The sequence below is a fragment of the Paraburkholderia aromaticivorans genome (assembly GCF_012689525.1).
Lineage (GTDB): Bacteria > Pseudomonadota > Gammaproteobacteria > Burkholderiales > Burkholderiaceae > Paraburkholderia > Paraburkholderia aromaticivorans_A.
Window position 1 is genome coordinate 3,155,927 of record NZ_CP051516.1, and the last position, 26,273, is coordinate 3,182,199.

The following is a 26,273-nucleotide window of genomic DNA, read 5'->3' on the forward strand; positions in this document are numbered from 1 at the left end:
TGGGGCGTTGCTGCATTGGCGCGTCGCGGTCATGCGGTTGCTGCCTTGCCGTCGCAGCATTGTTTCTCTGCGGCATTACGGCATGACCGCACTACGGCATTGCGGCATTGCGGCATTGCGGCATTACGGCATTACGGCATTACGGCCTTCACGCATGAATGTCGCCGCCGCACTACCGCCCCGCAGCTCCACCCGCCTCAGTCCACTCATCCGGCAGACTATGTGTCAACGTCGACACGAAACGCTCGGTTTCCGGCGCGCGCGGCTGCATGAAGATCTCGCGCGACGGCCCGGCCTCGACCACCACGCCGTTATTCAGAAACACGACGTCACGCGCGATCGTCGCGGCGAGCCGCAAGTCGTGCGTGGCCATCAGCATGGTCATGCCTTCGGTGGCGAGTTGCTTGAGCACCTCGACCACTTCCGCGGCGAGCCCAGGGTCGAGCGCCGAGGTCGGCTCATCGCACAACAGCACTTCCGGCGACGGCGCCAACGCCCGCGCAATCGCCACACGCTGCTGCTGGCCGCCGGACAGCGTCGAAGGCCACGCATCCGCTTTGTGCGCGATGCCGACCTTCTCCAGCAATTCGTCGGCGCGAATCCGCGCCTTGTCCTTGTCCCACTTCTGCACGGTCAGCAAGCCTTCCATCACGTTCTGCCGCACCGTCAGATGCGGGAAGAGCTGGAAATTCTGAAACACCATGCCCGTACGGCGGCGAATCGTCAGCACCGCTTCGCGCGAGGGCCGATGGTCGCGGCTGAACTCCAGACGCTGGTCGCCGAGTTGGAGCGAGCCGGACTCGGGAATTTCGAGCAGATTCACGCAACGCAAGAGCGTGCTCTTGCCGCTGCCCGACGGACCGATCAACGCGGTGACATTACCCGAGGCGAGTTGAAGATCGACCGAGTTGAGCACCTGCTGGCCGCCGAAGTACTTGTCGATTTTTTCCAGTCGGATCATCAGTTGCCTGCCTGGAAAAGTGCGTGGCGCCCGAACTTGCGCTCGAGCCTGACTTGCGCCGACGACAACACCGAACTGAACACCAGATAAACCAGCGCTGCTTCCGTGTACAGAATCAGCGGCTCGTAAGTCACCGACGCGATCCGTTGCGCCGCCTGAAACACCTCGGGCACGGTCAGCACCGCGGCGAGCGAGGTGTCCTTCACCAGCGCGATAAACGAATTGGACAACGGCGGCAACGCGACGCGCGCCGCTTGCGGCAGGATCGCGCGACGCAAGGCCTGCTGGCGCGTCATCCCCATCGAACAAGCCGCTTCCCACTGCCCTTTCGGGATCGACTCGATCACGCCGCGTATCACTTCGGAGTTGTACGCGCCGACGTTCAACGAAAAACCGATGATCGCCGCCGTCAACGGATCGAGCACGATGCCCACGTTCGGCAAGCCGTAGAAGATCACGAACAGTTGCACGAGCAATGGCGAGCCGCGAAACAGCCACACATAGAAGCGCACGATCGCCACGGCCCACTTCGGCCCGAACAACCGGACCAGCGCGACGAGAAACGCCAGCGCGAGTCCGATCGCGAACGATATCAGCGTGAGCGGCACGGTAAACACGAGCCCCGCATACAGCAGGGGCCACAGCGACTGCGCCATCAGATGCAACCATGCCGGCATGATTCAGACTCGCGGAAGGCGTTTACTGGGAGACGTCTTTGCCGAAATACTTCTGCGAGATCTTCAGGTAGGTGCCGTCTTTCTTGATGTCGGCGAGCGCCTTGTTGATCGCGGCCTGCAATTCGGGGCTGCCCTTGCGGATCAGCACGGCGGATTTGTCGCTGCTGTCGCTCGACGTATCGAGCGCGGCGATCTTCACCTTCGCATCCGGCTTGTGCTTCTTGAAGTCGAGGAACGACAGCGAGTCGTTCACGGTGGCATCGACGCGGCCCGAGGTCAGCAGATCGATCGACTCATTGAAACCCTGCACGGGAATCACTTCCGCGCCGTGCGCGGCCGCGATCTTGCCGAAGTTGCTGGTCAGCGTGTTGGCCGACTTTTTGCCCTTCAGGTCGTCGAAGTTCTTGATCGTCGTGTTGTTCGACTGCACGATCAGCGCCGCGTGCGACGTGATGTACGGGTCGGAGAAATCGTATTTAGCCTTGCGCGCATCGGTCACGGCGACTTCGTTGATCACCGCGTCGTAACGGTTCACATCGAGGCCGGCAATCAGACCGTCCCATTTGCCTTCGACGAATTGCGGCTTGACGCCGAGACGCTTCGCGATCTCCGTGCCGATCTCGACGTCGAAACCGGTCAGCTTGCCGGACTCATCGTGGTACGTGAACGGCGCGTAGGTGCCTTCGGTGCCGATCTTGAACACGCCGGCGGATTTGATCTGCGCGAGTTCGTCGGCGGCGAATGCGGAGTTCACGGCCACGGCCTGGAACAACGCGATCAGCAGAATGGAACGAATCGATTTCATCAGGCGGCTCCGTCAAATGTGCCACGTCGGTGGCTGAGTCTTGTGTTGGACAGTACCCGCCAGCGCTTGCGCCTGGCAGAGTGGGCGGACTGTAGCAAACGGCCTGCGTTTTTACAAAGGATCAGGTTTTCGATCGATATGCGCTTGCGTGCTAAGGGAACAGCCGTGGCCTCTGGTATGACGTGGATTTCAACTCTACAACAGATACAGTGGATGCGGCATGCATCGCATCACGGAACCTATGCCGCGCGCCATCGGGGAAAACGCGAGAGGGGTGCTGCCGCGGCGAACGCGCGGCGTCGAAAAACGGGCGGCGCCGCGTTTGAATGCGGCGCCGCCCGTGGGTTTGCGAAAGGCTTACCGCTCCACCGGGTGCGGCTCCTTGCGCTTGTTGGCGACGCGAATCGCGTCGAAGTAGGCGCCGTTCGGCGGACGCTTCAGATAGCGGCCCGCGCCGCGCACCGCGCGCAACTCGCCGTCGGTCCAGGCGAGCGCGCCGCGGGTGAGCGTGTGCATCGCCACGCCTTGCACCGTCATGCCTTCGAACACGTTGAAGTCGACCTTCTGATGATGCGTCTTCACCGAAATCGTCTTGCTCGCATTCGGGTCCCACACCACGAGGTCGGCATCCGCGCCGACCCGCACCGCGCCTTTGCGCGGATACAGGTTGAAGATCTGCGCGGCATTCGTCGACGTAATGCGCACGAACTCGTTCGGCGTGAGACGCCCGGAGTTCACACCGTGATGCCAGAGCACCGCCATGCGGTCTTCCACGCCGCCGCAGCCGTTCGGGATCTTCGTGAAGTCGTCGCGGCCCATGGCTTTCTGCGACGCGCAGAACACGCAGTGGTCGGTTGCCGTGGTGTGCAACTGGCCGGCTTGCAAACCCCGCCACAGCGCCTCGCGATGCTCGGCCGAGCGGAACGGCGGGCTCATCACGTGGGCCGCCGCGCGGGTCCAGTCGGGATCGCGATACACCGCTTCGTCGATCACCAGATGGCCCGGCAATACCTCGCCGAAGACGCGCAGACCTTCGCTGCGCGCGCGTGCAATCGCATCGACCGCATCTTTCGAGGACACGTGCACGATATACACCGGCACGCCCAGCACTTGCGCGATCCGGATCGCGCGATTGGCAGCCTCGCCCTCCACTTCAGGCGGTCTCGACAACGGATGCGCCTCCGGACCGGTAAAGCCTTTCGCCAGCAACTGACGCTGCAACTGGAACACCAGTTCGCCGTTTTCCGCATGCACGGTCGGCAGCGCGCCGAGTTCGAGCGAGCGTGAGAAGCTGTTCACCAGCACTTCGTCGTCGGCCATGATCGCGTTCTTGTAGGCCATGAAGTGCTTGAAGCTCGACACGCCGTGTTCGTGCACCAGCGTGCCCATGTCGCGATAGACCGAGTCGTCCCACCATGTCACCGCGACGTGAAAGCCGTAATCCGACGACGCCTTCTCGGCCCAGCCGCGCCATTCCTTGAAGGCGTCCATCAGCGGTTGCTTCGGGCTCGGAATCACGAAGTCGATGATGCTCGTGGTGCCGCCCGATAAACCCGCCGCCGTGCCCGTGTAGAAGTCGTCGCTCGCCGTGGTGCCCATGAACGGCAATTCCATATGCGTGTGCGGATCGATGCCGCCGGGCATCACATACTGCCCGCCCGCATCGACGATCGTGGCGCCGGCGGGCGCCTCCAGGTCCGCTCCGATCTGCAGGATCGTGCCGCCATCCTGCGGGTCCGCACACAACACGTCCGCACGATACGTGTTCTCCGCGTCGATAATCGTGCCGCCGCGAATCAGGGTCGTCATGTTGCCGCCTCCTTATGAACTGCTGGTTTCGGTGCTACGCAATCCGTTGATACTCATGTGCCTGCTTTATGCGCTCGCCACGCGCGCACTCGGTCCTTTGCTCAGTTTCATCCACGCGCTATATACGATCGACGCCAACGCGAGTCCGACAAACCACGCATACGTGTAGAGCGTATTGAAGATCGCCGGTACGTTCGGGAACGACGCCGGAAATGCGGTATGCAGAAATCCCGGCAGATTCGGCAGCACGCCGACCACGAGCGCGACCACCGCGCCGATATTCCAGCCGCCGGTGTAGCTATATTCACCGTGTTCGTCGAACAGTTCACGCGGGTCGAGTCGCGTGCCGCGAATCAGGAAATAGTCGACCATCAGAATGCCCGCCACGGGACCGAGCAGCGCCGAGTAGCCGACCAGCCACGTAAAGATATAGCCCTGTGTGGTGGCGAGAATTTTCCACGGCATCATCACGATCGCGATGGTCGCGGTAATCATGCCGCCCACACGATACGAAATGCCCTTGGGCCACAGGCTCGAAAAATCGTAAGCCGGGCCGACGAGATTTGCCGCGAGATTGCAGCACATGGTGTCGAGCGTGAGGATGATCAGCGCGACGCCCACGCCGATGCCGGTCATGCGGCTCGTCAGGTCGATCGGATCCCAGATCGCCTTGCCGTAGATCACCACGGTAGCCGACGTAACGACCACCGAGATCACCGAGAGCAACGCCATCGGCACCGGCAAGCCAACCGATTGGCCGATGATCTGATCGCGCTGCGTTCTGGCAAAGCGCGTGAAGTCGGGAATATTCAGCGCGAGCGTCGCCCAGAAGCCGACCATGGCCGTGAGGCCCGGCCAGAAAGTGGCCCAGAACAAGCCTTCTTTCTTGCCGCCCGGCACGAATTGCGACGGCGCCGACAGCATCGAGCCCAGACCGCCCGCTTTCGACGTCGCCCACCACACCAGCGCAATGCACATCACGATCTTGATCGGCGCGGACCAGCTTTCGAGCCAGCGGATCGAATCGGTGCCATGCACGATGAAGTAAATCTGCAGCGCCCAGAACACCAGGAAACACGCGAGTTGCGCGAGTGAAATGTCGAGAAACGGCAAAGCCGCGCCGTGCAGCGCATTGCCGGTGAGAATGTTGAGCAGCGTATAGATCGCGCTGCCGCCGAGCCACGTCTGAATCCCGTACCAGCCGCACGCGACGATCGCACGCAGCATCGCCGGCAATTTGGCGCCCTGCGTACCGAACGACGAGCGCACCAGCACCGCATACGGAATGCCGTGCTTCGCGCCCGCGTGGCCGATCAGCAGCATCGGCACCAGCACGATCAGGTTGCCGAGCAGCACGGTCGCCACCGCTTGCCACGGCGACATGCCCTCTTCCGTCAAACCGGCGGCGAGCATGTACGACGCGATGTTCATCACCATGCCGACCCACAGCGCGGCGAAGTGATACCACCTCCACGTGCGCTGCGCGACGCCGGTCGGCGCAAGATCGTCGTTGTAAAGACTGCTGCCCTGCACGCCGGCCGCGAACTGCGGGTCGACGGGTTGCGCTGTCTGCTTCATCTAAAGCTCTCCACTCGATCGTTGAGGCCCGCGCGGCTTCTGTCGGCGCGTCGGGCCTTTGGGGAATGACAGGTTCAGTACTAGCGCCGCGTTCGTTTCAGTTTGCTTCAACCACTTCCTGTTTCAGGCGGCTTTTGCCGCGTGCGCGTGCTCGGTGGTTTCAGCCGCGTCCGCCGATGCGCTCACCTCTGCGCCCACGCGCGCCGGATTGTTCGGATGCGTGGTCCAGTTTGCGTATTCCCCGTTGTCCACGCGCTCCATCGAGATGCACTGTTCGACCGGACACACGTGCATGCACAGATTGCAGCCGACACATTCGGAGTCCATCACTTCAAAATGCCGGACGCCATCTTTTTCTTTCATGATGGCCTGGTGAGCCGTGTCCTCACAGGCGATATGGCACAGGCCGCACTGGATGCACTTGTCCTGGTCGATGCGCGCCTTGATGTCGTATTTGAGGTTCAGGTACTTCCAGTCGGTGACGTTCGGGACGGCGCGGCCGCGAATGTCGTCGAGCGTCGCGTAGCCTTTTTCGTCCATCCAGTTGGAGAGGCCGTCGGTCAGGTCGGAAACGATACGGAATCCGTAGTGCATCGCCGCCGTGCAAACCTGCACGCTGCCCGCACCGAGCACCATGAATTCGGCGGCGTCGCGCCATGTCGAAATCCCGCCGATGCCGGAGATCGGCAGGTTCGGCGTCTCCACGTCGCGCGCGATTTCCGCGACCATGTTCAGCGCGATTGGCTTCACGGCCGGGCCGCAGTAGCCGCCGTGCGTGCCTTTGCCATCGACCATCGGCAACGGCGACATCGCGTCGAGATCGACGGCGACGATCGAGTTGATCGTGTTGATCAGCGACACGCCATCCGCGCCGCCCTTATAGGCCGCGCGCGACCCGGTTCGAATGTCACTGATGTTCGGCGTGAGTTTGACGAGACACGGCAGCTTGGTGCCTTCCTTGACCCAGCGCGTGACCATCTCGACATATTCGGGCACCTGGCCGACGGCCGCGCCCATGCCGCGCTCGCTCATGCCGTGCGGGCAGCCGAAATTCAGTTCGACCGCATCGGCGCCAGTGTCTTCGACGAGCGGCAGAATCCACTTCCAGTCGCGTTCGTTGCACGGCACCATCAGCGAGACGATCATCGCGCGGTCCGGCCAGTCGCGCTTGACCTGGGCGATCTCGCGCAGATTGACGTCGAGCGGACGGTCGGTAATCAGTTCGATGTTGTTCAGGCCGGCCATGCGCTGGCCGTTCCATTGCACCGCGCCGTAGCGCGAGCTGACGTTCACCACATGCGGGTCGAGGCCGAGCGTCTTCCACACCACGCCGCCCCAGCCCGCCTCGAAGGCGCGGTTCACGTTATAGGCTTTGTCGGTCGGCGGCGCGGAGGCGAGCCAGAAAGGATTCGGCGAAGTAATGCCGGCAATCGTACAGCGCAGATCGGCCATGTTCGGCTCCTTGGGGACTGCTGTTTTTTGTCTGGTATGACGCTTCGTTGGGCTTGGCTTGATTCGCTTCAGGCGGCTTTCACCGCTGTACGAGCGAACAGCGCATCGATCGCGGCAGCGGCGATCTTGCCGTCCTGCACCGCTTGCACCGTGAGGTCGATGCCGCCAGTGGCCGCGCAATCGCCGCCGGCCCACACGCCCGCCAGCGAGGTCTGGCCGTTCGCGTCAACCGCGATACGGCTGCCGTCCAACGTCAGCAACTCACGCTCGATGCCGACCGCCACCAGCGTTTGACCGATCGCCTTGAGCACCATGTCCGCTTCGACCACGAAGCGCTCTTCTCCACCGTCATTCGACGTACGTGCGAATTCGACAGCGGTGACCACGCCGCCGTCGCCAATCAGACGCATCGGCATGGCATGCGTGACGAGCGTGACGCCGCTGGTCTGCGCGAAGTCGCGCTCGGCCCAGGTCGCGCTCATCGCTTCGACGCCGCGCCGGTACACCATCGTCACCGACGTCGCGCCGAGCTTGCGGCTTTGCACGGCTGCGTCCACCGCCGTATTGCCGCCGCCGATCACGACCACGCGGCGCCCCACCGGCACCGTGCCCAAATCGCTCGCGCTGCGCACCTGTTCGATGAAGTCCACCGCGTTCATCACGCCGCCGAGGTCTTCGCCGTCCATCGCGAGTGCGCGCACGCCCGTGAGACCGATCGCGAGAAACACCGCGTCGTGTTGCTTCCGCAGCGTGTCGAGTTCGACATCACGTCCGAGCGCAACGCCGTGTTTGATCTCGATGCCGCCGACCGAGCACAGCCACTCCACCTCACGCTGTGCAAAGTCGTCGACGGTTTTATAGGCCGCGATGCCGTATTCGTTCAGGCCACCGGCTTTTTCGTGCGCGTCGTAGATCGTCACGTTATGGCCGGCCAACGCGAGCCGGTGCGCGCAAGCAAGTCCCGCCGGACCCGCTCCAACCACCGCGACATGCCGTCCGGTTTCAGCCGCGCGCTTGAAGAGCACTTCGCCGCGCGCCATCGCCCAATCCGTGGCATGACGTTGCAGCGCGCCGATCGCCACGGGCTTCGCATCCTGATGGTTACGCACGCAAGCGCCTTCGCAAAGAATCTCCGTCGGACAGACGCGCGAGCACATGCCGCCCAACGGGTTGGCCGACAGAATATCCACTGCCGCGCCCTTCAGATTGCCGTTGCTGATCTTGCGGATGAAGCTGGGAATGTCGATTTGCGTCGGGCAGGCGTTCACGCACGGCGCGTCGTAACAGTAGTGGCAGCGGCTCGCCGCCGCGGCCGCGGCGCTTGCGTCGAGCAAGGGCGCGATGTCGGAGAACTCGCACGAGAGCTGCTCGGGCGATAGCCGCTGAGCGGCAATGTCGCCGGTTTGCTTGATGGCCATACTCGTTCCTTCTTCGATGTGAGGACGTAGCCGCTCCTGCCGGCCACGCTTCGAGCGGAGCCGGGACGGCATGTTTTATGGGCACTACGGTGAAGCGGGTCAAACGGGTGGCAAGGACCGCAACCGCTAAAGCGTTATGACATCGTCATGAAACCGGCTCGCAGGCACGCTCCAGCATGGCGTGCAGCAACACGTTGGCGCCGGCCTCGATCCATTCGAAGGTGGCGTCCTCGATTTCGTTGTGACTGATCCCGTCCACGCACGGCACGAACACCATCGAGGTCGGCGCGACTTGCGACAGATAGCACGCATCATGTCCCGCACCGGACACCATGTTGCGATGCGGATAACCGAAGCGTTCGGCGGCCGCGCGCACTGACTTCACGCAGGCTTCGTCAAAAGCGACCGGCGCGTAATAAAAGATCTGCTCGAGTTCGGTTTCGAGGCCGATACCGTTCGCGATGTCGGCCACGCCCTTGCGCAAGGCGGCATCCATTTTCGCGAGCACCGCATCGTCCGGATGACGGAAATCGACAGTGAAGAACACGCGGCCCGGAATCACGTTGCGTGAGTTCGGATAGACCTGCATCATGCCGACCGTCGCACAGCCGAACGGCGCGTTGTCCAGACCGATACGATTGACCAGATCGACCACGCGTGAGGCGCCGAGCAACGCGTCGCGACGGCGCGGCATGGGCGTCGGACCCGCGTGCGCCTCCTGTCCCGTCAGCGTGATTTCGTACCAGCGCTGACCTTGCGCGTCGGTCACGACGCCGATGGTTTTCTGTTCGGCTTCGAGAATCGGCCCCTGTTCGATATGCAACTCGAACGCCGCGTGGAGCGGCCGACCGCCGCACGGCACATCGCCCGCATAGCCGATGCGTTTGAGTTCCTCGCCGATGGTCTTGCCGTCCACGTCCTTGCGCGACAGACCGTAGTCGAGTGTGAACACGTCGGCGAACACGCCCGACGCCACCATTGCAGGTGCGAAGCGCGAGCCCTCCTCGTTGGTCCAGATCACTACTTCGACCGGGTGCTCCGTCTCGATGCCGTGATCGTTCAGACTCCGAATCACTTCGAGACCACCCAGCACGCCGTAGATGCCGTCGAAGCGGCCCCCAGTTGGTTGCGAGTCGGCGTGCGAACCGGTCATGACCGGCAGCGCAGCGGGGTTGCGCCCGGCGCGGCGCATGAACACATTGCCCATCTGGTCGACACTGACCGTGCAGCCGGCTTCCTTCGCCCAACTGACGATCAGATCGCGTCCTTCCTTATCGAGGTCGGTGAGCGCCAGGCGGCAGACGCCGCCTTTGGGCGTTGCACCGATCTTCGCCATCGTCATCAGGCTGTCCCACAGCCGCTTGCCGTCGACCTTGATCGACGTGGTGGGTTCAGCGTGCTTCAGCGCTTCGGATACCGCATTCATTCGTCTCGCTCCTTTCGGTGAACCGACATGAAACTGGTGCATCGGCGGCGGGTTTTGGGGCGTGTCCGCACGGGGGCGGTGCACATTCGATGCCGTCGATCGCCTCTTATACAGAGGGCAAACCCTGGGGTAATCGGCCGCTCTTCCAATCCTGTCCAGTTGGACAGGTTGTAGCCGATTAAACTCGCCAAATCAACACCTTTCGTGCGGTGAGAAACATAGCGAGAAGCGTGCCATTGCACCGCAACATGCCTTCAGCGCGTGCGACGAATGCGCGTGTGGGCAGCGCGCCAAACGACTAGAATGAAGCGCGACGCGGCACCCATGCCGCCGAAGGCGAACAATGAGAGACGACGACGTGGCGGCTGACATCACGGAAAACGAGGAAACACGCGCACCTTTGCGGCGGCGCAAGGCGCACATTCGCGAGTCGAATGAAGCGCATCTTCTGGCGTGCGCCGAGGCGGTTTTCGCCGAGCGCGGACTCGACGGCACCAGCACTGCGATGATCGCGGAACGTGCGGGCTTACCGAAAGCCAACGTGCATTACTACTTCCCGACAAAGCTCGCGCTATATCGACGCGTGCTGGAAGACCTGTTCGAAGACTGGCATCGCGCCGCGGATACGTTCGAATGCAGCGACGACCCGGTCGAAGCGATCGGCGGGTACGTGCGCGCGAAAATGGAATTGTCGCGTCGCCGTCCGCTCGGTTCGAAGGTGTGGGCGAGCGAGATCATTCACGGCGCGGAGCACATGGAGGACATTCTCACGGAGCGAGTGAAACCGTGGCTCGATAGTCGCGTTAAGGTGATCGACGATTGGATCGCGCGCGGGTTGCTTGCGCCGGTGAATGCGCAGACGCTGATGTATATGATCTGGGCGACGACGCAGCACTATGCTGACTTTGACGCGCAGATTCGCGCGCTTAAAGGCAAGCGTGCGTTGACGCAAAAGGCGTTCGATGCAACGACGGAGGAAGTGGTGCAGTTGGTGATTCGGGCGTGTGGGGCGGTGTCGCCGGGTAAAGTGGATTCGCCCGAGTGCAACACGTAGGCTCCTAATCTTCGAGCAGCACTATGCCGATCCGCAAACCACTGTAGGAAAAACATACACAGCAATCTGGTATCAAAATCCGAATTCGAGGCTAGGGTGCTCGAGTTATTTCGGCAGGTTGAATCATTCGGCGAAAGCGTGATCGTGACAGACCGCGGCAGGCCCGTGCTGGAAGTGCGGCCCTATCGCGGCGTGGAACGCAACGCACTCCAAGTGCTGCGCGGCACGCTTTTGCGTTATGACAATCCCACGACGTCCATCAGCGAAGACGAGTGGGAAGCCGCTCGGTGATCACTCAGGCGAGTTCCACAAAGATCCCGCCGACCGCATGATTGTCGCGACAGCGCGCAAGTTTGCAGTCCCTCTCATCACGAAAGACGAAAAGGTCCGCGCCTATCCGCACGTCAAGACCATCTGGTGACTCATCGCACGGGCAAACAATGCCCCGCCCGATTCTCGACCGGACACCGTCCGGTCAATACGTCTCCAGATGCAGCCGCCCCTCCTTCTTCAACTTCACCCACAGCGCTTCCCAATCGAGTTGATGCTGCTCACCAATCTCCTTAAGCGCCTGCAGCACGCCATCTTCCATACCCTTCAACCCGCACACGTAGATATGCGTGTTGTCGTCCTTGAGCATCTGCGCCACATCGACCGCGCGCTCACGCATGGCGTCCTGAACATAACGCTTCGGCTGACCCGGCGTGCGCGAAAACGCCAGATTGGTATCGATGAAATCCTTCGGCAGATTCGTGAGTGGCCCGAAGTACGGCAACTCTTCTTTAGTCCGCGCGCCGAAGAACAACATCAGCTTCCCGGTCGCGCCCTTCAGCCGACGCCGACGCCGATACTCGGTCATCGCGCGCATCGGCGCTGAACCCGTGCCGGTGCAGATCATCAGCAGATGCGAATTCGGATGGTTCGGCATCAGGAACGTGCCGCCGAACGGGCCGATCACTTTGACCACATCACCCTTCTTCAGATCGCACAGATAGTTCGAACACACGCCGTCCAACGAGTCGCCGTGCTGCTGTGCCACACGTTTGACCGTCAGCGAGACGTTGTTGTAACCGGGCCGCTCGCCATCGCGCGGGCTAGCAATCGAATACTGGCGTGCGTGATGCGTGCGGCCGTCGGCGGTCGCGCCGGGCGGCAAAATGCCGATCGACTGGCCTTCCAGTACCGGAAACGGCATCGATCCGAAATCGAGCACGATATGATGAATGTCGCTGTCGGTCGATCCGTCCGTAAGCCGGTAGTTGCCGACCACCGTCGCGCTAGTCGGCTCCTTATGCGTGTAGAGATTCACGTAGGGCTTCGCGGCGGACCATGGCGGCACGACCGAGCCGCGCACGGTATCCACTTCGATGCCGCTCACTTCGGCCGACTCATTGCCCGATGCGCCCGCGCCCGGCGATTCGTCCGCGGCGGGCACGGCCATCGTGTTCTGTTCCGGCAGGACGTCCCACGTGAACTGCTCTTCGATCGGGTACGCGTCGGCCTTCAGCACCGTGCGCCAGTTGTCGATCGCGCCGGTCGGACACGGCGGCACGCACGCCATGCAGCCGTTGCAGATCTCCGCCTTGACCACATAGTTGTTGTCGTCGTGCGTGATCGCATCGACCGGGCAAGTCTCTTCGCACGTATTGCAGCGAATGCAGATTTCCGGATCGATCAGATGCTGCCTGAGAACTTCGATCGATACTGGGCCGTTCATGACTTCCTCCACCTTGAGATGCGGCGCAAGCGTCTCACGCGCCGCTCGCGTGCTCAGTTAAAGCGCACGTATTCGAAATCGACCGGCTGACGGTTCACGCCCATCGAAGGCGGCGCAATCCAGTTGGCGAACTTGCCCGCTTCCGTGACGCGTCCCATCAACGACGCGACGTAAGCGCGGTCTTCCGGCGTGGCGAGCCATTTGGCTTCGTTGGCGGCCCATTCGGTTTCGCTGACCACGCGGCCGTCGGGCGACACGCGCGTGTTTGCGAAAGTGCCGATCTGCCGATTAAACGCTTTATGCGGCACCGTCATGCGGAAATCGATGCCGGCCTTTTCGAGCACCTTGTTCCAGCGCCCCACGCCCGCCACCGAATCCTTGATGTAGTCGTCGCGCAGCACTTCGTTCATGGCGTTGAGCATGGGCACTTCGCGCTCGACCAGCTTGCCGTCCTGCACGTCGAGCAGCTTGTAGCTCTGGCCGTTTAACTGATGATCGTCGTCGCGCTTGTTTTCTTCGTAGCGGCCTTTGAGGCCCGAGCTATAGAACGTGGCCGCGTTGGACGAATGATCGGCGCCGAACAGATCGATCGTGACCGAGTAATGGAAGTTCAGATAGCGCTGAATGGTCGGCAGATCGATCACGCCGGCCGCGCGAAGCTTCGCGACGTCGTCCGTACCGAGTTCGTTCATCACCTGGGCGGTGCGCTGGATCACACGAGACACACCCGATTCGCCGACGAACATGTGATGCGCTTCTTCGGTCAGCATGAACTTGGTGGTGCGCGCAAGCGGATCGAAGCCCGACTCGGCGAGCGCCGACAACTGGAACTTGCCGTCGCGATCGGTAAAGTACGTGAACATGAAAAACGCGAGCCAGTCCGGCGTTTTCTCGTTGAACGCGCCTAGAATGCGGGGATTGTCCTCGTCGCCTGAACGGCGGCCGAGCAATGCTTCGGCTTCCTCACGGCCGTCGCGGCCAAAGTAGCGATGTAGCAAATACACCATCGCCCACAGGTGGCGGCCTTCTTCCACATTCACCTGGAACAGATTGCGCAAGTCGTACATGGAAGGCGCCGTCAAGCCGAGGTGACGCTGCTGCTCGACCGATGCCGGTTCCGTATCGCCCTGCGTCACGATGATGCGGCGCAGATTCGCGCGATGCTCGCCGGGCACGTCCTGCCAGGCCGCTTCGCCCTTGTGTTCGCCGAAGTGAATCTTGCGGTCCTGCTCGCCGGGCGTCAGGAAAATGCCCCAGCGGTAATCCGGCATCTTCACGTGATCGAAATGCGCCCAGCCGCCCGCGTCGACGCTCACCGCGGTGCGCAGATACACGTCGTAGCCGTGCGAGCCTTCCGGGCCCATATCGCCCCACCACGCCAGGAAATTCGGCTGCCATTGTTCGAGCGCGCGCTGCAGCGCCCGGTCGTCGGCGAGGTTGACGTTGTTCGGAATCTTTTCGCTGTAGTTGATCGATGACATGGTCGGTTCCTGGTTCGGAAACTGCAGTGACGGTGAATGGCGCGTATCGGGCAGACGGTGGCCTGTTTCGCGCTCGTTGCGCGGATGGCGTTCAGACGCCCATCACGCGCGCATCAAATGCGTATCAAACACGCGAGACGTCGAATTGCGCCTTGCTGCCCTTGCCGTACACCTTGAGCGCGCCCTTCTCGCCCACTGCGTTCGGCCGGTTGAAAATCCAGTTCTGCCACGCGGTGAGACGGCCGAAAATGCGCGTCTCCATCGTTTCCGGACCGTTGAAGCGCAGATTCGCTTCGAGTCCGGTCAGTGCATCCGGCGACATGGCGGCGCGTTCTTCGAGCGCGATGCGAATTTCGTCGGCCCAATCGATGTCGTCGGGCGATGCGGTGACGAGACCGAGACGCTCGGCTTCGACCGGCTTGATCGGCTGACCGATCAGGGAGCGCACGGCGTCGAGTGGCTCGGCTTCTTCATAGAAGCGCCGGCCGAGACGCGACTGATGCGTGACCATCGGATAGAGGCCGAAGTTGACTTCCGACAGCGTGATGGCCGGCTCTTCCTCTTCATTGCTCGGCAGCGCCGCCATATACGTGCGGTCGGCGGCGAACGCGAGTTCCGCGAAGGTGCCGGCAAAGCACGAACCCGGCTCGATCAGCGCAAACAGCGAACGCGACGAGACGTCGATGCGCGCCAGCGTACGGCGCAAGATGCCGATGGTCTCGCGCACGAACCAGTGGTCCTTGTGTTGCATGAGCGAGGCGTCCGCGGCGAGCAGATGGCGGGCGTCACCTTCGGTTTTGAAAACCCACGTGCCGACGGCGAGTTCGTTGGTGCGCATGCACAGAATCGCGTCGTCGAGTTCGCGGGCGAATTGCAACGGCCACCAGTTCACACCGGCTGCGACGATCGCATCGATACTCGCGGGCGGTTCGGTTTGCGGCGCCTTGGCCGTGAACGTCGCGATGCGCTTCGCACGATCGATCGTGACGTCGAGCGTTTTATAAGTGAGGCCGTCTTCGCGATCCGTGCGTTCGATACGCGTGAGCACAACGCCCTGTGCGTCCGCGGGACGATCGCTCTGCTCGGCGAGTTCGAGCGCGCGTGCCTGGATCGCCTGATCGAACTGGTTCGGCTTCACGACTTCATCCACGAGACGCCACGCTTTCGCGCGCTCGCCGCGCACGCCTTCGACCACCGTGCAGAAGATGTCGGCACGGTCGTGCCGCACCTTGCGTTTGTCCGTGACGCGCGTCAGGCCGCCGGTGCCTGGCAGCACGCCTAGCAACGGCACTTCCGGCAGCGACACCGACGACGAACGGTCATCCACGAGATAGATTTCGTCGCAGGCCAGAGCGAGTTCATAACCGCCGCCGGCGCACGCACCGTTCACGGCAGCCAGAAACTTCAGACCTGAATGACGCGACGAGTCTTCCAGACCGTTACGCGTCTCGTTGGTGAACTTGCAGAAGTTGACCTTCCACGCATGCGTCGAGAGACCCAGCATGAAGATGTTGGCGCCCGAGCAGAACACGCGGTCCTTCAGGCTCGTCAGCACCACGGTTTTCACTTCGGGATGCTCGAAGCGGATGCGCTGTATTGCGTCGTGCAATTCGATGTCGACGCCGAGGTCGTACGAATTCAACTTCAGCTTGTAGCCGTCACGGATGCCGCCATCCTCGGCGATATCGATGCCGAGCGTCGCAACGGGACCGTTGAAGCTCAGCTTCCAATGCTTGTACTGCGAGGGATCGGTGCGGTAGTCGACCGGCGCGACGGCGGTTTCTGCTGTGGACATGGGGCGTCTCCTGACTGGACGATGCAAAACTTGTTTTTTGAACAATAGTGCATCGTCAAACCCATGTAAAGCACTTTAGTGCATGTTCGCTAGTAAACCCTGACGCCGAAGTGCACGTTAGCTAAGACGCGCTTCGTCGGGCGATTCGGCGGCGAGCCTTGCGGCGAGGCGGTCGCGCAGTTGCAGGTAGGCGTCGGCCAAGGTTTTTTCGCTGGTGTCGAAGGTCATGTCGGCGCGGGCGTACAGCTCGCCGCGCCCCGCCAGGATGCGCTTCAGGTCGTCCATCGCCTCCTTGTTACCCGACATCGGCCGCAGATCGCCCTGCGCGACGACGCGGCGCATGTGCTCTTCCGGCGCGGCCTGCAGCCACACCGTATAGCAATGCGACAGCAGCGTATTGAACGTGCCCGACTCCGACACCAGTCCGCCCGGCGATGCGATCACCGCGTGCTCGTGCTCCTGAATCACGGCCTCCAGCGCGCGGTGTTCATAACGCCGGTAAGCGGCTGCCCCGTAAAGCGAATGAATCTCGGACGGCGGACAGCCGGCCAGTTGCTCGATCACACGTGTGAGCTCGACGAACGGCACTTTGCGCTCCTGCGCCAGCATCCGCCCGAGCGTTGATTTGCCGGCGCCGCGCAGGCCGATCAACGCGATCCGGTCCTTGCGATGCGGGTCGCGCGGCGCCTGCGCGAACATCTCGGCGAGCGCCACGCGGGCGCGCTGCAAGGCCGCCTGATCGCGTCCTTGCAGCAATTCGCGGATTAGCAGCCATTCGGCGGAAGCCGTGGTTTCGTCGCCGATCACCTCGGCCAGCGAACAGTTCAAGGTGGCCGCGATTTGCCGCAGCACCAGCACCGACGCATTGCCCACGCCCGATTCCAGATTCGCCAGATGCCGCTCCGACAGGCCGGTTTCCGTGGCCAGCGTCTTGCGCGTCATGCCGCGGCGCGCGCGCAGGAGGCGCACGCGTTCGCCCATCGCCGTGAGAAACGGATCGCGCTCGGCGCCACGCTCCGGCGCCCTTTCGGCGCGGCCCGCTTCCTCGTCGCCTGAGTCGTCCAGCGGTGCGGGAGAGTAATTTTGGTTCATGTTTTGCTGCCTCTTAACTGCGATACATGTACTATAGTGCTTGACAGACACCTGATGAACGGTTAATTTTCGCCAAATATTGATCCAATAACAAACGCTGTCGAGATTTTTCGGCAGCGTCACGGAGATGGCGCGACGACTCGCATGCATTAACGTGCGTGTAGTGGTCGAACGCACTGATCTGGAGGCTCGCATGTCCCCACATGAATTCCAGCGCCTGATCGCGGGCGTCACGGAGCAACTCGCCGGCCGGCCGCTCGACGGCAAGCTGGCCGACTGGCTGAACGACGCCTATCCCGCCGGCGGCGACGCGTTCCGCGAGCTCGCCCAAGCGTGCCGAACCGGCGTCACCGAAGGCTGGCTATGCAACCGCGAAGGCGGCGGCATTCGCTACGGCCGCATCTTCAAGGCGCTGCCCGAGACCCACGGCTTTTCCGTCGACGTCGTCGATATGAAGGATATTGCCGGTCCGCATCATGTTCACCCGAACGGCGAGATCGATCTGATCATGCCGCTCACCCAAGGCGCCACCTTCGACGGCCACCCGGCCGGCTGGTGCGTGTACGAGCCCGGCTCCGCGCATCGTCCGACGGTGGCGAACGGCGAGGCGCTGGTGCTGTATCTCCTGCCGCAAGGCGCAATCGAATTCACTCCCGCCTGAGCATTGCCATGACCGAACTCTTGAAGAACCATGTGGCCGGCCAGTGGATCGCCGGCGGCGGCGCGGGCGTCACGCTCACCGATCCGGTGACCGGCGTTGCGCTCGTGCGTGTATCGAGCGAAGGCCTCGATCTCGCACGCGCCTTCGCCTTTGCCCGCGAAGACGGCGGCGCCGCGTTGCGTTCATTGACCTACGCGCAACGCGCCGCCCGCCTCGCCGATATCGTCAAGCTGCTGCAAGCGAAACGCGACGACTACTACGCGATCGCCACCGCGAACTCGGGCACCACGCGCAACGACTCGGCCGTCGATATCGACGGCGGCATTTTCACGCTGTCGTATTACGCGAAACTCGGCGCGTCGCTCGGCGAGGTGCATGCACTTCGCGACGGCAACAGCGTCTCGCTGAGCAAGGACCAATCGTTCAGCGTGCAGCACGTGCTGACGCCGACACGCGGCGTCGCGCTCTTGATCAATGCGTTCAATTTTCCGTCGTGGGGCTTGTGGGAAAAAGCCGCGCCGGCGTTACTATCCGGCGTGCCGGTCATCGTCAAGCCCGCCACGGCGACGGCCTGGCTCACCCAGCGCATGGTCGCCGATGTAATCGATGCGGGCATTCTGCCGCCCGGCGCGCTCTCGGTGATTTGCGGCAGCTCGGCGGGCCTGCTCGATCAGATTCAGTCCTTCGATGTCGTGTCGTTCACGGGCTCCGCGGAAACCGCCGCCACGTTGCGCGCGCATCCGGCATTCGTGCAGCGCGGCGCGCGTCTGAACGTCGAAGCCGACAGCCTGAATAGCGCGATTCTGTGCGCCGACGCGACGCCCGACACACCCGCCTTCGACCTCTTCATCAAGGAAGTAGTGCGGGAAATGACCGTGAAATCCGGGCAGAAATGTACGGCGATCCGGCGCGCGTTCGTCCCCGAGACCGCACTTGAAGCCGTGCTCGAAGCACTCAAGGCGAAGCTCGCGAAAATCACCGTCGGCAATCCGCGTAATGACGCCGTGCGCATGGGTTCGCTCGTGAGCCGCGAGCAATACGAAAACGTGCTGGCTGGCATCGCGGCGCTGCGCGAAGAAGCGGTGCTCGCTTACGACGGCTCCGCTGTGCCGCTCATCGACGCGGACGCCGACATCGCGGCTTGCATCGCGCCGCATCTGTTCGTGGTCAACGATCCAGATAGCGCGACGCTGCTGCACGACGTCGAAGTATTCGGCCCGGTGGCGAGCGTGGCACCCTATCGCGTCGCCACCCATGCAAACGCACTGCCCGAAGCGCACGCCGTCGCTCTCGCGCGACGCGGCCAGGGATCGCTGGTCGCCTCGATCTATTCGAACGATGAAGCACATCTCGGCCGCCTTGCACTGGAACTTGCGGATTCGCACGGTCGCGTGCATGCCATTTCACCTTCGGTCCAGCAGAGTCAAACGGGTCATGGGAACGTGATGCCGATGTCGCTGCACGGCGGCCCGGGCCGCGCGGGCGGCGGCGAGGAACTCGGCGGCTTGCGCGCGTTGGGTTTCTATCACCGCCGTTCGGCCATCCAGGCAGCGAGCGCCGCAATCGATACGTTGACGCAAGCGACTCATTTGCCCACGGTGTGACGGCGCACGAGCTTAACGATAAGGACCGAGCAAGCACACTAGCCTGACAGCATCGAGCGGATCATGAGCACACAACAGCCGGACCGCGCCCACCCGATGGAGGAGACACATGGAAGCCCTGTTGGACAAGGCAGCGAATCAGCCCGCCGCGACGGTCGAACCGCCGCCCGCGCTATTCAATTTCGCGGCCTACCTGTTTCGGCTGAACGAAACACGCGCCGCCAAGACCGCCTATATCGACGACACCGGCAGCACGACCTACGGTGACCTGGACGAACGCGCGCGGCGCTTCGCGAGCGCGCTGCGCACGCTCGGCGTGCATTCGGAAGAGCGCGTGCTGCTCGTGATGCTCGATACCATCGCCCTACCGGTTGCCTTTCTCGGCGCGCTCTACGCGGGCGTCGTGCCGGTGGTCGCGAACACGCTGCTCACTCCCGCCGACTATGTGTACATGCTCACGCATAGCCACGCGCGCGCCGTGATCGCCTCGGGTGCGCTGGTGCAGAACGTGACGCAGGCGCTGGAGTCCGCCGAACATGACGGTTGTCAGTTGATCGTCTCGCAGCCGTGCGAAGGCGAGCCGCTTCTCGCGCCGTTGCTTGAAGAACTGATCGACGCCGCAGCGCCTGCCGCCAAAGCTGCGGCAACCGGTTGCGACGACATCGCCTTCTGGCTGTATTCATCAGGCTCGACCGGCAAACCGAAGGGCACCGTCCACACGCATGCGAACCTGTACTGGACCGCCGAGCTGTATGCGAAGCCGATCCTCGGTATCGCCGAGAGCGACGTGGTGTTCTCCGCGGCCAAGCTGTTCTTTGCGTACGGTCTCGGCAACGGCTTGACGTTCCCGCTGTCGGTCGGCGCCACGGCGATCCTGATGGCGGAGCGTCCCACCGCCGACGCGATTTTCACGCGCCTCGTCAAACATCGCCCGACGGTGTTTTACGGCGTGCCCACGCTCTACGCGAACATGCTGGTGTCGCCCAGCCTGCCTGCACGCGCCGACGTCGCAATGCGCATCTGCACGTCGGCGGGCGAAGCGTTACCGCGCGAAATCGGCGAGCGTTTCACCGCGCATTTCGGCTGCGAGATTCTCGATGGCATCGGCTCGACTGAAATGCTGCATATCTTCCTGTCCAATCGCGCGGGCGCGGTCGAGTACGGCACGACGGGCCGCCCGGTGCCGGGATACGAAGTCGAGTTGCGCGACGATGCCGGTCATGCGGTGGCCGATGGCGAAGTCGGCGACCTGTATATCAAAGGGCCGAGCGCGGCCGTGATGTACTGGAACAACCGCGAGAAGACGCGCGCGACTTTTCTCGGCGAATGGATTCGCAGCGGCGACAAGTACTGCCGGCTGGCGAACGGCTGCTATGTCTACGCAGGCCGCAGCGACGACATGCTCAAAGTAAGCGGCCAGTACGTCTCGCCCGTTGAAGTGGAAATGGTGCTGGTACAGCACGGCGCGGTGCTCGAAGCGGCGGTGGTCGGCGTCGATCACGGCGGCCTCGTCAAAACTCGCGCGTTCGTGGTGCTGAAGCGTGAATTCGCGGCCTCTGAGATACTCGCGGATGAGTTGAAGGCTTTCGTGAAGGATCGGCTCGCGCCGCATAAATATCCGCGCGATATCGTGTTCGTCGACGATCTGCCGAAGACTGCCACCGGAAAAATTCAACGCTTCAAACTGCGCGAGCAGTCATAAGGTGATTTATGCAGAACCCCGCCATTGGCAACGTTGCAGCGACCACCGCCAGCGAGTTCGCTGACTTGCCTGCTACCGCGTCGCATGGGCCGTCGCGCATCGAGTATCGCTGGGTGAATGAAGCGGTCGGCGACGCGCCGATCGCGGTCTTCCTCCATGAAGGTCTCGGTTCGATCGCGATGTGGCGCGACTGGCCGCAAGCGCTGTGCGAACGGCTCGGCATGCGCGGGCTTGTTTATTCGCGGCCCGGCTACGGACTTTCCACGCCGCGTCCGCATGAGGTGAAGTGGCCCGTCAATTTCATGACCGCGCAGGCTCGCGATATCCTGCCCGCTTTGCTCGACGCACTTCATATCGACACGCGCGAACGCCGGCGCATGTGGGTAATCGGCCATAGCGACGGCGGCTCGATCACGCTGCTGTACGCAGCGCTCCATCCGGAACAATTGGCCGGTGCGGTGGTAATTGCGCCGCATGTCTTCGTCGAAGATATTTCGGTGCAAAGCATCGCGCAGACCAAACAACTCTACGAAAGCACCGACCTGCGCAGCAAGCTCAGCCGCTATCACGCGGACGTCGATTCCGCGTTCTATGGCTGGAACGACATCTGGTTGAATCCGGCTTTCAGGCAGTGGTCGATTGCAGAAGAATTGGCATCGATCCGCAAGCCGTTGCTCGCGGTGCAAGGCCACGACGACAACTACGGCACGATGGCCCAGATCGATACGATCGCCGTACACGTGCCGCATGCGCAACGGGTCAAGCTCGACGCTTGCGGGCACTCGCCGCATCGCGATGCGCCGCAACCGCTGAACGAAGCCATTGCGGCATTCGTTTCCAACGCGGTGAGCTTTGACCATTGAGCGCATGATCGCGGCGCGTCTTCTCGACGCGCCGCGCAACAGCGCGACTGCCGGCAAACCGCTCAGATCACCGTCGACAAACCCAGCGTCAACAGCAGTCGAAGCCATCGTCGCGATCCAGGATTGACGGCCGCCCAATTCTCAACAAATACCCAAATTTCCACATCTTCACAAAAGTTACACAGGTAAGCGACTATTCTTGCGCATCGCTGACCTGGGCACATGGATGCCCTGGCGCATCTTCCCCGTGCCGGAGACATTGCCATGTCTGTTGTGTCGAACCCGTCGATTACCTTGCATCGCAAACGTTTGGCGGCCGCACTGGCCGCCGTGTCGCTGTGCATGCTGCTCGGCGCATGCGGCAACGACGACGACAAAAACCCCGATACGCGCGCGGTTAGTTCTACCGAGAGTTCCGCCGGCGACAGCAACGCCGCCGTAGTGCTGTCGGCGAATCCGTCCTCCGCTTCACCCGCGCCCGCTGCCGTTACGATTCAAACCCCCGCACTACCTGCATCAAGCGCCGACCCGGCATGGTCCGCCGCCGCGTCGACGCCGCTCGCCACACCTGTTATCCACACCGTCGACTGAGTTTCGCGCGTCACGCGACGCGCGGGCGAGTCTCGCGTGTTGCGTGCATCGTTCCTTCACCGAAGATCGAAAGCCAATACCATGACATCAAAAAATCGCCGTGATTTTCTGCGCTCCGCCGCGCATGCAGCCGGGTCCGCCACCGCGCTGAGCATGCTGCCTCTGGGCATTCGCAACGCACTCGCCATTCCCGCCAACAACAAGACCGGCACGATCCGCGACGTCGAGCACATCGTCGTGCTGATGCAGGAAAACCGTTCGTTCGACCACTACTTCGGCACGCTCAAGGGCGTGCGCGGTTTTGGCGACACGCGCGCGGTCAATCTGCCGAACGGCAAGCCCGTGTGGTATCAGCCGCTCGCGGCGGATGCCGGTTATGTGCTGCCGTTCCGCCCGAGCGCGCCGAATCTGGGTCTGCAATTCCTGCAGGATCTCGCGCACGACTGGACCAGCACGCACGCGGCGTGGAACGGCGGCCGCTACGATCAATGGGTGCCCGCCAAAAGCGCCACGACGATGGCCTATTTCACGCGCGAGGACATTCCGTTTCACTATCAACTCGCCGACGCCTTCACGATCTGCGACGCGTACCACTGCTCGCTGATGGGACCGACGGACCCGAACCGCTATTACATGTGGAGCGGCTGGGTCGGCAACGACGGCAGCGGCGGCGGCCCGGTGATCGACAACTCCGAACTCGGCTACGGCTGGTCCACCTATCCCGAAGTGCTGCAGAACGCGGGCATTTCGTGGAAGATCTATCAGGACATCGGCACCGGTCTCGACGCGAACGGCTCGTGGGGCTGGACGCAGAACCCGTACATCGGTAACTACGGCGACAACTCGCTGCTCTACCTCAACCAGTACCGCAACGCGCAGCCCGGCAATCCGCTTTACGACAACGCGCGCACCGGCACGAACGCGGCGAAGGGCGACGGCTACTTCGATATCCTCAAGCGCGACGTGCAGAACAACGCATTGCCGCAAGTCTCGTGGATCGTCGCGCCCGAAGCCTACTCCGAGCATCCGAACTGGCCGACGAACTACGGCGCGTGGTACATCGACCAGGTCTTGCAGATTCTCACGTCGAATCCCGAGGTGTGGAGCAAGACGGTGCTGCTGATCAACTACGACGAGAACGACGGCTTCTTCGATCACATGGTGCCGCCGTTCGCACCGTCGTCGAGCGCGAATGGTTTGTCCACCGTCGACACGAGCAACGAAATCTATCCGGGCGACGCGAAGATTCCCGCCGCCCCGTACGGACTCGGACCGCGTGTGCCGATGCTGGTGGTGTCGCCGTGGTCGAAAGGCGGCTACGTATGCTCGGAATTGTTCGACCACACGTCGGTGATCCGTTTCATCGAAAAGCGTTTCGGCCACGAGCGCAATCTCGGCGAATCGAACATCACGCCGTGGCGCCGCGCGGTGTGCGGCGATCTGATGTCGGCGTTCAACTTCAGCAACCCGAACGACGCTTTCCCGACACTGCCGGGCACGAGCGGCTACGTGCCGCCCGATCAGAACCGTCATCCGGATTACGTCCCGCTGCCGCCCGCCCTGCAGGCCGTGCCGAAGCAGGAACCCGGCGTGCGCCCTGCTCGCGCGCTGCCCTACGAGTTGTTCGTGCGCGTGCATGGCGAGGGCGCGACCAACCAGCTCACGATGCGCTTCGTCAACACGGGCCGCGCCGGCGCGGTGTTTCTCGTCTACGCCGCTCACAGTCTCGACGCGCCGCGCACCTATACGGTCGAAGCGGGCAAGCGCCTGCAGGACGTGTTGCCGTTGAACGCCGACGGCAGCTACGACTTCACCGTGTACGGTCCGAATGGCTTTCTGCGTCGGTTTGCGGGCAAGCCGGTCGCGCGCAGCTGGTGGAACGGCTCCGACATCGCGCGGCCTGAAGTTGAGGAAGGTTATGACGTCGCGAACGGCAATCTGCAATTGCGCCTGGAGAACGTGGGCAGCGCGCCTTGCCAGTTCAAAATCATCAACGCGTACGACCCGAACAATGTGATCCGGCATACGGTGCGCGGCGGCGATACCGACCAGATCTACCTCGATCTGCGTAACGCCCATGGTTGGTACGATTTGGCCATTACGGCCAATACGGATCCGCTGTTCGCGCGGCGTTTTGCCGGACACGTGGAAACCGGCAAGAGCAGCATGAGCGATCCGGCGCTGGGGAGCTAAGCCTTAGCCGAACGTTTCGGTGAAATACAGCGGCCGCTGCGATGAAGAACGCAGTGGCCGTTTTTTCTTGCGCCATCCTTAGCCCTTGCGCCGAGCAACGTCATGCGGCAACGGCGGCCGATAACGACGCGCGCTCGCGTGCCTTCTCGCGAATCGCGTGCACGATGAACTCCGCATCGCGCGCGACGCCGGAGAAACGCCCCGAGCCCCACGTATGCAGCCACGGCAAGCCGACGAAATACAAGCCGTCGATCGGCGTAATGCCACGCGTATGCGCCGGATAACCGCGACCGTTGAACACGGGTGCATCGAGCCAACTGAAGTCCGGCGTAAAACCGATGCACCAGATGATCGCGGCAATGCCGCTCGCTTCCAGATCAAGCGTGCTGCGCTCCTGTGCCGGACGCCAGACAGCTTCGTACGCGCCACCTTTCGGCGCGTCGATACCGCGCTTCTCGATGAAGCTGTCGATGCTCACGTTGATCCGGTTATACGTATCGTCCGCCGCATCGAGATTGGCCGCGAGCGTCGGCGAGAAATGGAAGTGGCCGTCGCGCAGATCGTCAAGGCGGCCGTACAACTCCATGCCTTCGGCGGCGAATTTGCGCAGATCGATATCTCGGCCACCATCGCGTCCCGTCACGTAGTGATTGGTGTTGTCGCGCACGCCTTCGCGCAACGGATGCTTTTCGACCGGCATATCGTAGTACTGCATGTCGGCCAGCCAGTCGACCACGTCGCGGCCACGATAGAAGCGCGCGCAACGCGGCGCCTCGCCGACCGCCAGCACCACCTCCCGGCCGGCCAGATGCAAATCTTCCGCGATCTGCGCGCCGGATTGCCCGGTGCCGACCACCATCACCGCGCCATCAGGCAGCGCCTGCGGGTTGCGATACGCCGACGACTGCAGTTGCACGATTCGCGCGGGCAAGCGCTCGGCCAGTCGCGGCACGATCGGCGTGTGGTAGCCGCCCGAGGCCACCACGACCTGATCCGCGGTGAAATCGCCCTGCGTCGTCCTGATCGCGTAGACGCCGTCGTCGCGCTGCTTGACGCGTTTGACTTCAGTACGCTCCATCAGCGGCGCATCGACATGTTCAATGAAGCCGTCGAGGTACGCCACGATCTCGTCCTTCCTCATGAAGCCGTGCGGATCGTCGCCACGATACGGATAATCGGGCAGCGCGCATTGCCAGTTCGGCGTGACCAGACAGAACGCGTCCCAGCGCTGCTCGCGCCACGTGTGCGTCACGGTGTTCTTTTCCACGACCAGATGGTCGATGCCGGCCTCTTTGAGGTAATAGCTGACCGATAGACCCGCCTGTCCGCCACCGATGACGAGCACGCTGTAATGGCCCTCGGCGCGCGCGTGATGTGCTGGATTTGACATGATG

The 26,273-nt window shown here is 62.7% G+C and carries 21 protein-coding genes and 1 pseudogene; 9 read left to right on the plus strand and 13 right to left on the minus strand.

Translation table 11 applies throughout. The annotated features are described in order from the left end of the window. Positions 1-172: 172 nt before the first annotated feature. The 8 genes from HF916_RS42345 to HF916_RS42380 form a co-directional block, all read right to left on the minus strand. The gene (locus HF916_RS42345; protein ID WP_168794619.1) at positions 173-961 is read right to left on the minus strand and encodes an amino acid ABC transporter ATP-binding protein; all 789 of its coding nucleotides are present in this window, start codon (positions 959-961) and stop codon (positions 173-175) included. Beyond that, a complete protein-coding gene (locus HF916_RS42350) occupies positions 961-1,638 on the minus strand; it encodes an amino acid ABC transporter permease (RefSeq protein ID WP_168794620.1) in 678 nt (225 codons plus the stop codon). The genes HF916_RS42345 and HF916_RS42350 overlap by 1 nt, the downstream gene beginning before the upstream one ends. Positions 1,639-1,660: 22 nt before the next feature. After that, complete coding sequence (locus tag HF916_RS42355) at positions 1,661-2,443, minus strand: amino acid ABC transporter substrate-binding protein (protein WP_168794621.1); 783 nt, start codon at positions 2,441-2,443, stop codon at positions 1,661-1,663. 357 nt (positions 2,444-2,800) lie between these two features. After that, positions 2,801-4,252, minus strand: a complete 1,452-nt coding sequence (gene hydA, locus HF916_RS42360; protein ID WP_012433673.1) for a dihydropyrimidinase — start codon at positions 4,250-4,252, stop codon at positions 2,801-2,803. A 66-nt stretch (positions 4,253-4,318) separates the two neighbouring features. Then, entirely contained in the window at positions 4,319-5,830 is a 1,512-nt protein-coding gene (locus HF916_RS42365; RefSeq protein WP_168794622.1) for an NCS1 family nucleobase:cation symporter-1, read from the minus strand. A gap of 123 nt (positions 5,831-5,953) precedes the next feature. Continuing rightward, on the minus strand, positions 5,954-7,282 hold the full coding sequence (preA, locus tag HF916_RS42370; RefSeq protein ID WP_168794623.1) for an NAD-dependent dihydropyrimidine dehydrogenase subunit PreA: 1,329 nt from the start codon (positions 7,280-7,282) through the stop codon (positions 5,954-5,956). A gap of 68 nt (positions 7,283-7,350) precedes the next feature. Continuing rightward, positions 7,351-8,700: an NAD(P)-dependent oxidoreductase gene (locus tag HF916_RS42375; protein ID WP_168794624.1), complete on the minus strand. Its 1,350-nt coding sequence runs from the start codon at positions 8,698-8,700 to the stop codon at positions 7,351-7,353. A gap of 145 nt (positions 8,701-8,845) precedes the next feature. Next, positions 8,846-10,126: a Zn-dependent hydrolase gene (locus HF916_RS42380; protein ID WP_168794625.1), complete on the minus strand. Its 1,281-nt coding sequence runs from the start codon at positions 10,124-10,126 to the stop codon at positions 8,846-8,848. Between the two features lie 343 nt (positions 10,127-10,469). Between HF916_RS42380 and HF916_RS42385 the strand changes: the two genes are divergently transcribed. From HF916_RS42385 to HF916_RS51260, 3 genes and pseudogenes are all read left to right on the plus strand, one after another. Further along, positions 10,470-11,180 (plus strand): TetR/AcrR family transcriptional regulator, encoded by a 711-nt coding sequence (locus HF916_RS42385; RefSeq protein ID WP_168794626.1) that lies wholly within the window; start codon positions 10,470-10,472, stop codon positions 11,178-11,180. 54 nt (positions 11,181-11,234) lie between these two features. After that, on the plus strand, positions 11,235-11,471 hold the full coding sequence (locus HF916_RS42390; protein ID WP_168795837.1) for a type II toxin-antitoxin system Phd/YefM family antitoxin: 237 nt from the start codon (positions 11,235-11,237) through the stop codon (positions 11,469-11,471). A 7-nt stretch (positions 11,472-11,478) separates the two neighbouring features. After that, a pseudogene (locus tag HF916_RS51260) lies at positions 11,479-11,601 on the plus strand (VapC toxin family PIN domain ribonuclease); the annotation flags it as partial. Positions 11,602-11,655: 54 nt separating this feature from the next. Here HF916_RS51260 and boxA read toward each other — a convergent pair. The 4 genes from boxA to HF916_RS42415 form a co-directional block, all read right to left on the minus strand. Beyond that, positions 11,656-12,897: a benzoyl-CoA 2,3-epoxidase subunit BoxA gene (boxA, locus tag HF916_RS42400; RefSeq protein ID WP_168794627.1), complete on the minus strand. Its 1,242-nt coding sequence runs from the start codon at positions 12,895-12,897 to the stop codon at positions 11,656-11,658. Positions 12,898-12,950: 53 nt separating this feature from the next. Then, positions 12,951-14,378, minus strand: a complete 1,428-nt coding sequence (boxB, locus tag HF916_RS42405; protein ID WP_168794628.1) for a benzoyl-CoA 2,3-epoxidase subunit BoxB — start codon at positions 14,376-14,378, stop codon at positions 12,951-12,953. A gap of 124 nt (positions 14,379-14,502) precedes the next feature. Next, a complete protein-coding gene (gene boxC / locus HF916_RS42410; RefSeq protein WP_168794629.1) occupies positions 14,503-16,173 on the minus strand; it encodes a 2,3-epoxybenzoyl-CoA dihydrolase in 1,671 nt (556 codons plus the stop codon). 117 nt (positions 16,174-16,290) lie between these two features. Next, a complete protein-coding gene (locus HF916_RS42415; RefSeq protein ID WP_168794630.1) occupies positions 16,291-17,265 on the minus strand; it encodes a helix-turn-helix transcriptional regulator in 975 nt (324 codons plus the stop codon). A 193-nt stretch (positions 17,266-17,458) separates the two neighbouring features. Between HF916_RS42415 and HF916_RS42420 the strand changes: the two genes are divergently transcribed. From HF916_RS42420 to HF916_RS42445, 6 genes are all read left to right on the plus strand, one after another. Beyond that, the gene (locus HF916_RS42420; protein ID WP_168794631.1) at positions 17,459-17,926 is read left to right on the plus strand and encodes a DUF4863 family protein; all 468 of its coding nucleotides are present in this window, start codon (positions 17,459-17,461) and stop codon (positions 17,924-17,926) included. Between the two features lie 8 nt (positions 17,927-17,934). Beyond that, entirely contained in the window at positions 17,935-19,530 is a 1,596-nt protein-coding gene (locus tag HF916_RS42425) for a 3,4-dehydroadipyl-CoA semialdehyde dehydrogenase (RefSeq protein WP_168794632.1), read from the plus strand. A 109-nt stretch (positions 19,531-19,639) separates the two neighbouring features. Next, entirely contained in the window at positions 19,640-21,232 is a 1,593-nt protein-coding gene (locus HF916_RS42430; RefSeq protein WP_168794633.1) for a benzoate-CoA ligase family protein, read from the plus strand. Between the two features lie 8 nt (positions 21,233-21,240). Then, positions 21,241-22,095: an alpha/beta fold hydrolase gene (locus HF916_RS42435; RefSeq protein ID WP_168794634.1), complete on the plus strand. Its 855-nt coding sequence runs from the start codon at positions 21,241-21,243 to the stop codon at positions 22,093-22,095. A 264-nt stretch (positions 22,096-22,359) separates the two neighbouring features. Next, positions 22,360-22,686, plus strand: coding sequence for a hypothetical protein (locus HF916_RS42440; protein WP_168794635.1), 327 nt, complete (start codon positions 22,360-22,362; stop codon positions 22,684-22,686). Positions 22,687-22,767: 81 nt separating this feature from the next. Continuing rightward, complete coding sequence (locus tag HF916_RS42445; protein ID WP_168794636.1) at positions 22,768-24,879, plus strand: phosphocholine-specific phospholipase C; 2,112 nt, start codon at positions 22,768-22,770, stop codon at positions 24,877-24,879. A 100-nt stretch (positions 24,880-24,979) separates the two neighbouring features. Here the strand turns inward: HF916_RS42445 and HF916_RS42450 are convergent, their stop codons facing one another. Then, positions 24,980-26,269 (minus strand): MSMEG_0569 family flavin-dependent oxidoreductase, encoded by a 1,290-nt coding sequence (locus HF916_RS42450; protein ID WP_168794637.1) that lies wholly within the window; start codon positions 26,267-26,269, stop codon positions 24,980-24,982. Positions 26,270-26,273: the final 4 nt, after the last annotated feature.

What these genes read in the sequence shown, in the direction of transcription:
- preA (WP_168794623.1), bottom strand. Translation starts at nt 7,282, where the DNA reads ATGGCCGATCTGCGCTGTACGATTGCCGGCATTACTTCGCCGAATCCT.
- HF916_RS42345 (WP_168794619.1), bottom strand. Translation starts at nt 961, where the DNA reads ATGATCCGACTGGAAAAAATCGACAAGTACTTCGGCGGCCAGCAGGTG.
- HF916_RS42365 (WP_168794622.1), bottom strand. Translation starts at nt 5,830, where the DNA reads ATGAAGCAGACAGCGCAACCCGTCGACCCGCAGTTCGCGGCCGGCGTG.
- HF916_RS42385 (WP_168794626.1), top strand. Translation starts at nt 10,470, where the DNA reads ATGAGAGACGACGACGTGGCGGCTGACATCACGGAAAACGAGGAAACA.
- HF916_RS42445 (WP_168794636.1), top strand. Translation starts at nt 22,768, where the DNA reads ATGACATCAAAAAATCGCCGTGATTTTCTGCGCTCCGCCGCGCATGCA.
- boxA (WP_168794627.1), bottom strand. Translation starts at nt 12,897, where the DNA reads ATGAACGGCCCAGTATCGATCGAAGTTCTCAGGCAGCATCTGATCGAT.
- HF916_RS42355 (WP_168794621.1), bottom strand. Translation starts at nt 2,443, where the DNA reads ATGAAATCGATTCGTTCCATTCTGCTGATCGCGTTGTTCCAGGCCGTG.
- HF916_RS42450 (WP_168794637.1), bottom strand. Translation starts at nt 26,269, where the DNA reads ATGTCAAATCCAGCACATCACGCGCGCGCCGAGGGCCATTACAGCGTG.
- HF916_RS42420 (WP_168794631.1), top strand. Translation starts at nt 17,459, where the DNA reads ATGTCCCCACATGAATTCCAGCGCCTGATCGCGGGCGTCACGGAGCAA.
- HF916_RS42435 (WP_168794634.1), top strand. Translation starts at nt 21,241, where the DNA reads ATGCAGAACCCCGCCATTGGCAACGTTGCAGCGACCACCGCCAGCGAG.
- boxB (WP_168794628.1), bottom strand. Translation starts at nt 14,378, where the DNA reads ATGTCATCGATCAACTACAGCGAAAAGATTCCGAACAACGTCAACCTC.
- hydA (WP_012433673.1), bottom strand. Translation starts at nt 4,252, where the DNA reads ATGACGACCCTGATTCGCGGCGGCACGATTATCGACGCGGAGAACACG.
- HF916_RS42380 (WP_168794625.1), bottom strand. Translation starts at nt 10,126, where the DNA reads ATGAATGCGGTATCCGAAGCGCTGAAGCACGCTGAACCCACCACGTCG.
- HF916_RS42350 (WP_168794620.1), bottom strand. Translation starts at nt 1,638, where the DNA reads ATGCCGGCATGGTTGCATCTGATGGCGCAGTCGCTGTGGCCCCTGCTG.
- HF916_RS42440 (WP_168794635.1), top strand. Translation starts at nt 22,360, where the DNA reads ATGTCTGTTGTGTCGAACCCGTCGATTACCTTGCATCGCAAACGTTTG.
- boxC (WP_168794629.1), bottom strand. Translation starts at nt 16,173, where the DNA reads ATGTCCACAGCAGAAACCGCCGTCGCGCCGGTCGACTACCGCACCGAT.
- HF916_RS42375 (WP_168794624.1), bottom strand. Translation starts at nt 8,700, where the DNA reads ATGGCCATCAAGCAAACCGGCGACATTGCCGCTCAGCGGCTATCGCCC.
- HF916_RS42430 (WP_168794633.1), top strand. Translation starts at nt 19,640, where the DNA reads ATGGAAGCCCTGTTGGACAAGGCAGCGAATCAGCCCGCCGCGACGGTC.
- HF916_RS42415 (WP_168794630.1), bottom strand. Translation starts at nt 17,265, where the DNA reads ATGAACCAAAATTACTCTCCCGCACCGCTGGACGACTCAGGCGACGAG.
- HF916_RS42425 (WP_168794632.1), top strand. Translation starts at nt 17,935, where the DNA reads ATGACCGAACTCTTGAAGAACCATGTGGCCGGCCAGTGGATCGCCGGC.